Genomic DNA, 8602 nt, shown 5'->3' with positions numbered 1-8602 from the left:
CTGCGAGAGGCACAGCTGGCGTCGCGCGCGGCGGCCGCGCAGGTGCGCGCCGCGCGGGCACGGGTCACCGCCGAGCGGATGTCGCTGGGCACCGGATCCGTACTGCCGCTGGACCGGCTGCGCGCCCGCCACGAGAGCGTGCTGGCCCGCTGGATCGCCTACGAGACCGACCCCGGCCTGGCCCTGGCGTACCCCGCGATGAGCGACGCCCGTCAGCCCCACACGGCCGCGTTCCTCGTGATCGTCGAGCGCGCCAGAGACCGTCGTCCCGCTGAGGCGGGCCGTGTCACGGCATCCGACTACTCGTTGTACCGTCAGGCCGTCGACGACCTCGAGCACGCTTTCGACCTCGCCGAGCGCTCGGCGCGGGGCGAGCGCGTGCAGCAGGACCTGCCGGATGCGCTGTGGGAGGCCGCCCGCGGCTTCGCCGAGCGCTCCACCGACGTGCTGAATCGCACGGCCGAGCTGCTCGGGGAATGGACCTCGCGTCGCCGGGAGCGCTGAGCTACGCGTCGACCGTGCGCGTGCGCACCAGCCGCTGGTACCAGCGTCCGGAGTCCTTGACTGTGCGCTCCAGCGTGTCGAAGTCCACGCGCACGATGCCGAACCGCTTGGCGTAGCCGTAGCCCCACTCGAAGTTGTCCAGCAGCGACCACACGAAATAGCCTCGCAGATCCACACCGCGGGCCAGCGCCCGGTGCGCGGCCGTGAAGTGCCGGCGCAGGTAGTCGGTGCGCTCGGCATCCCGCACCGAGCCGTCTGGCGAGACCTCGTCCTCGAACGCGGCGCCGTTCTCGGTGACCATCAGAGGCAGCCCGGGGAACTGCTCCGACAGCGAGACCAGCAGCTCCTCCAGTCCGTCCGGGGCGATGTTCCAGCCCATGGCGGTGTGCGGGCCGGGCTGCGGGGCGAACTCGACGATCCGGTCGCTGCCCGGCCAGGCGGTTCCGCCTTCGGCGCCCTTGTGGCCATCGTTGCGCTGCTGCGGTGAGACGCCGTCCCACAGCCGCACGGTGGCCGTGGAGTAGTAGTTCACGCCCAGCACGTCGATCGGCTGGTGGATGGTCTGCAGGTCGCCGTCCTGCACGAAGCCCCAGTCCGAGACGGATGCCGTGTCCGCCAGCAGATCGGCAGGGTACTCGCCGCGCAGCAGGGGACCGGTGAACGCGCGGTTGGCCAGCGCGTCGATGCGGCGCACCGCCTCTGCGGCCCCGTCGCCCTGCCCTCGGAGCACGTGGAAGTTCAGCGTGACCGAATAGTCCGGGTCGCCCGTGGATGCGGCGCGCAGCGCCTGCAGCGCGCGCCCGTGCGCGAGGTTGAGATGATGCACGGCGGCCAGAGCGGATGCCGGCTCGTGCCGGCCCGGTGCGTGACCGCCCTGCCCGTAACCGAGGTACGCCGAGCACCATGGCTCGTTGAGAGTCGTCCAGGTCTGCACGCGGTCGCCGAGGGCTGCGCCCATGATCGCGGCGTACTCCGCGAAGGCGTCCACCGTGGCACGGGATGTCCAGCCGCCGGCATCCTCCAGGTACTGCGGCAGATCCCAGTGGTACAGCGTCGCCACCGGGCGGATGCCGCGCTCGAGCAGCCCGTCCGCCAGCCGCGAGTAGAAGTCCACTCCGTCCCGGTTCACTCCGCCACCCGGCACGGGGACGATGCGGGGCCAGGCGATCGAGAACCGGTACGCCTGCAGGCCCAGCTCGGCCATCAGATCCAGGTCCTGCTCCACGCGATGGAAGTGGTCGCAGGCCACGTCCCCGGTGTCGTCGTTCCACACCAGTCCCGGCGTGTGGCTGAACGTGTCCCAGATCGAGGGCGTGCGGCCCTGCTCGGCCGCGGCGCCCTCCACCTGGTAGGCGGCCGTCGCCGATCCGAACGTGAAGTCCTCGGGGAACACCAGCCCCGAGCCGCGGTAGTCGTCTGCCGGGGAGCTCACTCCGTCGTCTCCTCGAGGTTCACCGTGTAGTCGCGTGCGGTGCCGTCCGGGGCCGTGACGGCGACGGATGCCATACCGGTGCCGCCTGGGAAGACCCGCAGCCGCAGGCCGTCGTGGTAGTCGTAGTCGGGTCGGTCGGTGCGGGCGCCCCAGGGGATCACGGCGCCCGGGCGCGCGTACAGCGGCAGCGACAGGAAGTCGTGCACCTCACTGCGCCAGCCGCCGCCGGTCACGGTCTCGCCGGTCAGCAGCGAGGTCCACTGCCCGGCGGGCAGGTAGAACTCCACCTCGCCCGACGCGCTGAGCACGGGAGCCACCAGCAGGTCGGGGCCCAGCATGTACTGCCGGTCCAGGTGCCCGGTGGCGGGATCCTCGGGGAACTCCAGCGCCATCGGCCGCATGAGCGGCACCCCCGTGCGCACGGCGTCCAGCCCGTGCCGGTACAGATACGGCATGAGTCGCATCTTCAGCTGCGTGAACCGGCGGGTGACCTCCACGGCCTCGTCGTCGAACGCCCACGGCACCCGGTACGAGTTCGAGCCGTGGAAGCGGGAGTGCGAGCCCAGCAGGCCGAACGCCGTCCAGCGCTTGAAGACCCCGGCGTCCGGAGTGCCCTCGAAGCCGCCGATGTCGTGGCTCCAGAACGCGAAGCCGCTCATCGCCAGCGACAGTCCGCCGCGCAGGGTCTCCGCCATCGACACGTAGGTCGAGGTGGAGTCGCCGCCCCAGTGCACGGGCATGCTCTGCCCACCCGCGGTCGCCGAGCGTGCGAACAGCACGGCGTCGCCCGCACCCCGGGCATCCACCAGCACCTCGTGCACGGCGCGGTTGTACAGCTGGGTGTAGAGATTGTGCATGCGCTCGGGATCGGCGCCGTCCGCCCACACCACGTCGGTGGGGATGCGCTCGCCGAAGTCCGTCTTGAAGCAGTCCACGCCCTGGTCCACGAGGCGGCGCAGGTGCGACTGGTACCAGGCGGTCGCGTCGGGGTTCGTGAAGTCGACCAGGCCCATGCCGGCCTGCCACAGGTCCCACTGCCACACCGCGCCGTCCGGACGGGTGACCAGATAGCCGGCATCCGCGGCCTCGCGGAACAGCGGCGACCGCTGCGCGATGTACGGGTTGATCCACACGCTCACCCGCAGATCCTTCTCGTGCAGTCGCGCCAGCATGCCGACGGGGTCGGGGAACACCCGCGGATCCCACTCGAAGTCGCACCAGTTGAACTCGCGCATCCAGAAGCAGTCGAAGTGGAACACCGACACCGGCAGCTCGCGGGCCGCCATCTCGTCGATGAACGAGTTGACGGTCTGCTCGTCGTAGTCGGTGGTGAAGCTCGTCGACAGCCACAGCCCGTACGACCAGGCCGGCACCACGGGCGGCCGTCCGGTGAGGGCGGTGTAGCGGCTCAACACCTGCTTGGGGGTGGGACCGGCGATCACGAAGTACTCCAGCACCTCGCCGGAGACCGAGAACTGCACGCGCTCCACCGCCTCCGAGCCCACCTCGTACGAGACGTGGCCGGGGTCGTTGACCAGCACGCCGTAGCCGCGGGAGGACAGATGGAATGGCACGCTCTTGTACGCCTGTTCGCTGGAGGTGCCACCGTCGGCGTTCCAGATCTCCACCGACTGGCCGTTCTTCACCAGCGGCCCGAAGCGCTCGCCGAGGCCGTAGACGAGTTCGCCCACGCCCAGGTCGAGCTGCTCGTGCACGAACGCACGACGCACCGGTCCGACACCGCCGTCCCGTGCGTTGGAGACGATCCCGCCATCCACTTGCGCGTCCGGCGCCAGCCGCACGTACCCTTCCGCCTTGCGGCCGCTGCCGGTCACCCGGCGGCCGTCGATCTCGAAGGACAGATCCCAGGGGGCGCCGGGGGCGATGCGGGCGGCCAGCCCGCCGGCATCCAGCACCCCGCCGTCGGCGGAGATCGAGACGGATGCCGTGCCCGAGCCGGCGCCGGGCAGGTCGAACCCACCGTGCCACCGGGCACCCGCGTGGTGGGCGATGCGCACCCGGATGACTCCCTCGGCGGGGGAGGAGAGGGTGGTGGTCAGCACGGGCCGGTTGAGCACGTCGCCGCGCTTGGCGATGACCGAGGTGGGTGCGGTGACCACGATCCCCGGCCCGTCCGGCGTGTCGTGGGTGCGCTCGATGTCGTACGCCTCCTGGGCGTACAGGGCGCTGACCCCGGGGCGAAGCTGCCAGAACCCGTCGGTGAACTTCATTACTTGATCGCTCCTGCCGTGATGCCGCGAGTGAGTGTGCGCTGGAAGATGAGGAAGAAGATGAGCGTGGGGATGATCCCCAGCAGTGCCGACGCGCTCGTCGTGGTCACGTCCATGAGCCGGTCGCCCTGCAGCACGCTGATCGCGACGGGCACGGTCTGGTTCGCGTTCGAGGCGAGGAACGTCAGCGGGATGAGGAACTCGTTCCACGTCCAGATGAAGAAGAAGATCAGCAGCACCGACAGTGTGGGCCGGCTGATCGGGAACACCACCCGCCACAGGATCTGCCAGCGGCCGGCGCCGTCGAGGGATGCCGCCTCCAGCACCTCCTTGGGGAACGTGCCGTACACGGAGGAGAGCAGATAGGTGCCGAACGCGGCCTGGATGACCGTGAACACGATGATCACCGACCAGATGTTGTCGTAGAGTCCGACGCTCTTGAACATGTAGTACAGCGGGTACAGCAGCGCCTCCTGCGGCAGCAGGTTGGCCATCAGGAACAGCAGCACGATCCAGGTGCGTCCCCGGACCCGGCCGATGCCGATCGCGAACGCGTTGAGCATGGAGATCAGCACCGCGAGCACCGAGACGACGCCGGAGATGAGGATCGAGTTCCACACCTTCTCCGGGAAGTTCACGCGCTCCCAGAACTTCGCGATGCCGGTGAAGTCCAGCTCGTGTGGGAGGGCCAGCGGGCCGGAGGTGGCATAGTCCACGGGTGACTTGAAGGAGTTCACCAGCACCAGGTAGAACGGCACCAGCACGAGGATGCCGCCGGCGACAACCAGTGCCAGCAGGAGCCAGTCGACGGGACGACGGCGGGTCATGCCGCCGCGCGGGCGCGCGCCCGGCCGGGGCGTCTTGCCGGTGATTATCGCGGTCGTGGCGCTCACAGTCCCGCCCTCTCCTTCTGCTCCACGGAGTTCTGCACTCGGATGAAGATGATCGACACGATCACCACGACGATGGTCAGCACCGTCGCGATGGTGGCGCCGTAGCCGATGTTCCGCTTGGTGAAGAACTCCTGATAGGCGTAGTACGACGGCACGAGGGTGGCACCCGCGGGCCCGCCGCGGGTGATGACGTACACCGGGCCGAACACCTTCAGCGCGGCGATCGTGCAGGTGAGCGTGACGACGAAGATCTCGGGGCGGATGATGCTCACGGTGATGGCCCGGAACCGCTGGATCCAGTTCGCGCCGTCCAGTTCCGCCGCCTCGTACAGCTCGGGGTCCACGCGCTGCAGGGCCGCCATGAAGATGACCACGGGATAGCCCAGCTGCACCCACACCATCACGACCATCAGCACGATCAGCGCCGACGGCATCCGTCCCAGCCAGTCGACGTCCGGGATGCCGAACCAGCCCAGCATCTGGTTGAGAGCGCCGTCGCTGTCGGGGCGCACGATCCAGCCGATCACGATGCCGGCGACCACCACCGGGAGGATCTGCGGCAGGTAGTACGTGGCCCGCAGGAAGCTGCCGACCTTCCCGCCGAACTTCCGGCCGATGACGTCGAACAGCAGCGCCGCGACGAGGAGCCCCAGGATGGTCGGGACGACCACCATCGCCAGGATCATCCACACCGAGTTCGAGAACGACGTCCAGAACGCGTCGTCGGTGAACAGCTTCTGCCAGTTCTCCAGGCCGATGAACTCGGGGGCGCGCACGCCGCGCCACTTCTGGAAGGTGAGGTACACGTTCCAGCCGAGGGGGATCAGCACGATGATCAGCAGCAGCACGAAGCCGGGCAGCAGGTAGAGCCAGTAGCCCCCGGTGCCGCCCTTGCCCTGGGGGATCGCGGGCTGCTCGGGCGGATTCCTGCGCGCGGTGTGCGCGGTGTGCGCGGTGAGAGTCATGTCCATCACTCCTCGGTCGGGTCGGAGTCGGTCGGGGCGGATCGGGGCGATGCGCGGGCATCGCCCCGACCCGCGTGGATCAGCGGAAGTCCGCCGTGCCCTCGTCGTAGGCCTTGCCCAGGCCCTCATCGACGGCCTTGACGTCCTCGGAGCCCGTGACCAGGCCCTGCAGCTGCTGCACGATCACGTCGTAGAAGCCCGGTGCGGGCCAGTCCGGGTAGAAGGAGAGTCCGTCCTTGTCGAGGATGCCGTTGAAGGTCTTGATGAGCTCGGAGCTCTTCACGTCGGTGATGTCGCTGGGGTTCGCCGCGACCGGCAGCCCGCCGTTGTTGCCGATGATGGCCTGGATCTCCGGGCGCATCGTGATGTCGATGAACTTGTAGGCGAGGTCCTTGTTCTTGGCGTTCTCCGGCACCACCCAGAGGTTGCCGGAGGAGCCCAGCGACAGGTCGGCGCCGGGGAAGGCGGTCATGGTCCAGTCGAAGCTCGTCGCTTCGGTGACGAACCGGCCGTACCACCACGAGCCGGAGACGAAGATGGGCGCCTTGCCGTTGATGAACGACACTCCGGCATCCTCCGCCTTGATGGAGGAGACGTCCTTCGCGATGTACCCCTTGTCCACGTACTCCTTCAGCGTCTTGGTCGCGGAGGTGATCTCCGAGCCCTGCCAGTCGACGGGCTTCTTGTAGAGCTGGTAGTCGTCCACGAAGGAGCGGTCGCCGTTCATGAGCGCCAGCTGGTACCAGAGCTGCCCGAGCGGGTACTCGGCACCGGCCTCGGCCAGCGGCGTGATGCCCTTGGCGACGAACGCGTCGAGCACGGTGACGAACTCGTCGTACGTGGTGGGGATCTGCAGGCCCGCCGCGTCGAAGGCGTCCTTGTTGTAGTACACACCCACGAACTCGCCGTAGTTCGGCACGCCGTACCAGCTGTCGCCGCCCATGACGCCCTTGTCGTCGTACTTGGCGGTGGTCTGCAGCGACGGGGCGAGCTTCTTGTCCCAGCCGTACTTCTCCACCGCATCCGAGATGTCGGTGATCAGGCCGGTGGATGCCAGGAAGCCGGCGGTCGCATTGCCCTTGTTGAACTCCATCAGGTCGGGCGCGGCGTCGGTGTCCAGCACCTGGCTGGCCGTCTTCTGGATCTGCTCGAAGGACTTCTCCTCGAAGGTGACCTTGGCGCCGGTCTCCTTCTCGAAGACCTTGATGGCCTCGTTCCAGGCCTTCCCCATGGCGCTGTCGGCGCCCTCGTAGTGCCAGAGCTTCAGCGTCTGTCCGTCACCTCCTCCTCCGGAGCCTCCGGCGGGGGAGCAGCCGACCATGGCCAGTCCTGCGGTGAGGGCCGCGATCGCGGCCAGTGTCTTCGTCCTGCGTGTGGTGCGTGCCATCGTCGGCACTCCTTCTGTGTCAGGGCCCGTCGGGCGGGCGATTCATCGGGATGCTGTTCAGTTGTCGGGTTCGTGAACCATCGAAGCGTTTCGACGATTCACGCGATGCGGGTGATGCGGAAGGTGGATCAATCCGTGCGGGCGCGGACCGATCCGGCGGAGCGGTACTCGGGTGGGATGAGGTGGATCTCGGGAGCGACGTTCTTCTCCTCGAGGTGCCGCAGCGCGATCTCGACGGCGAGATCGCAGGAGCGGCTGGGCACGAGCGGGATCGTGTCCACGGCCGCGCTGAGCGCGGTGGTGTCGAACGCTGTCGCGGCGGAGATCACCGAGACGTCGCGTCCGATGGTCAGGCCGTGGTCGGAGAGCGCGGACAGCAGCGCCTCGTGCGCATCGCCTGTGGCGTGCACGATGAAGGCGCGATCGCCGCGGGCGAGGGCTGCCCCGACGGCGGCGCGCACGGCGCCGGCATCCGTCGACACCTCGCCGGAGCAGACCGTCTCGAGGGCGATGCCGTGCTCCGCCGCACGGGAGACGACGCCGCGGCGCAGACGGCGGGGGAAGTTCGAGGTGCGGTATGACACCGCCGGCTGGCCGATGAGCGTGATCGCGGTGTGTCCGGCATCGGCGAGCCGGTCGATGGACATGCGCCCTGCGGCCTCGAAGTCCAGGTCCACGCAGGTGAGCCCATCCGCGACGTCGGGGATGCCGATGAACACCGTGGGCGTGCGGATGGAGCGCGCGATGTCGGCGCGCGCGTCGTCCGGGCCCACGTCCAGCACGAGGATGGCGTCGACCAATCGGCTGGAGGTCACGCGGCTCATCCCGTCCGAGGCCTGCTCGTCGGTCAGCAGCAGAATGTCGTAGTCGTGCTTGCGTGCGGCGATGGATGCCGCCAGCACGAACGCCATGTGCGTCGGCGCGTGCGTGTCGGCGCGCAGGGGCTCGGTGAGGGCGAAGATGTGCGTGCGCCTGCCCGCCAGCATCCGTGCCCCGGCATCCGGCGTGTACCCCAGGGTCGATGCGGCATCCTCGATGCGGCGACGGGTCTTCTCCGACACCGGCCGCTTGCCGCTGAGCGCATACGAGACCGTGCTGATGGAGACGCCGGCGGCCTCGGCCACCTGGTGGATCGTCGTCATCAGTGCTCCATCGTCGCTGTGCGGAACGCTCGTGTCGAAGCGTTTCGA

6 protein-coding genes and 1 pseudogene are annotated in these 8602 nt (G+C 68.8%); 1 reads left to right on the top strand and 6 read right to left on the bottom strand.

All coding sequences use genetic code 11. The features are described 5' to 3' along the window. Positions 1-504, top strand: a pseudogene (locus WA967_RS11820) (hypothetical protein); the annotation flags it as partial. 1 nt (position 505) lies between these two features. On the opposite strand, the gene WA967_RS11815 reads toward WA967_RS11820, so the two are convergent. From WA967_RS11815 to WA967_RS11790, 6 genes are all read right to left on the bottom strand, one after another. Continuing rightward, complete coding sequence (locus WA967_RS11815) at positions 506-1936, bottom strand: GH1 family beta-glucosidase (RefSeq protein WP_424422743.1); 1431 nt, start codon at positions 1934-1936, stop codon at positions 506-508. Continuing rightward, positions 1933-4167 (bottom strand): alpha-xylosidase, encoded by a 2235-nt coding sequence (gene yicI, locus WA967_RS11810; protein WP_424422741.1) that lies wholly within the window; start codon positions 4165-4167, stop codon positions 1933-1935. Before yicI ends, WA967_RS11815 begins: the two co-directional genes overlap by 4 nt. After that, a complete protein-coding gene (locus tag WA967_RS11805; protein ID WP_424422738.1) occupies positions 4167-5060 on the bottom strand; it encodes a carbohydrate ABC transporter permease in 894 nt (297 codons plus the stop codon). Before WA967_RS11805 ends, yicI begins: the two co-directional genes overlap by 1 nt. Further along, positions 5057-6025, bottom strand: coding sequence for a carbohydrate ABC transporter permease (locus WA967_RS11800; protein ID WP_424422736.1), 969 nt, complete (start codon positions 6023-6025; stop codon positions 5057-5059). Before WA967_RS11800 ends, WA967_RS11805 begins: the two co-directional genes overlap by 4 nt. Before the next feature lie 79 nt (positions 6026-6104). Then, positions 6105-7412 carry an ABC transporter substrate-binding protein gene (locus WA967_RS11795; RefSeq protein WP_424422734.1) on the bottom strand — a complete coding sequence of 436 codons (1308 nt, stop codon included), beginning with the start codon at positions 7410-7412 and terminating at the stop codon, positions 6105-6107. Between the two features lie 128 nt (positions 7413-7540). Beyond that, positions 7541-8554, bottom strand: coding sequence for a LacI family DNA-binding transcriptional regulator (locus tag WA967_RS11790; RefSeq protein ID WP_424422731.1), 1014 nt, complete (start codon positions 8552-8554; stop codon positions 7541-7543). Between the last annotated feature and the right edge of the window lie 48 nt (positions 8555-8602).

Origin of the sequence: Microbacterium sp. (assembly GCF_049650565.1) — a bacterium.
In the GTDB taxonomy this organism is placed as follows: Bacteria; Actinomycetota; Actinomycetes; order Actinomycetales; family Microbacteriaceae; genus Microbacterium.
This window is presented reverse-complemented; position numbering and strand designations above follow the sequence as displayed.

Excerpts from the sequence above, each read along its gene's own strand:
- yicI (WP_424422741.1), bottom strand. The coding sequence starts at position 4,167 with ATGAAGTTCACCGACGGGTTCTGGCAGCTTCGCCCCGGGGTCAGCGCC.
- WA967_RS11795 (WP_424422734.1), bottom strand. The coding sequence starts at position 7,412 with ATGGCACGCACCACACGCAGGACGAAGACACTGGCCGCGATCGCGGCC.
- WA967_RS11790 (WP_424422731.1), bottom strand. The coding sequence starts at position 8,554 with ATGACGACGATCCACCAGGTGGCCGAGGCCGCCGGCGTCTCCATCAGC.
- WA967_RS11800 (WP_424422736.1), bottom strand. The coding sequence starts at position 6,025 with ATGACTCTCACCGCGCACACCGCGCACACCGCGCGCAGGAATCCGCCC.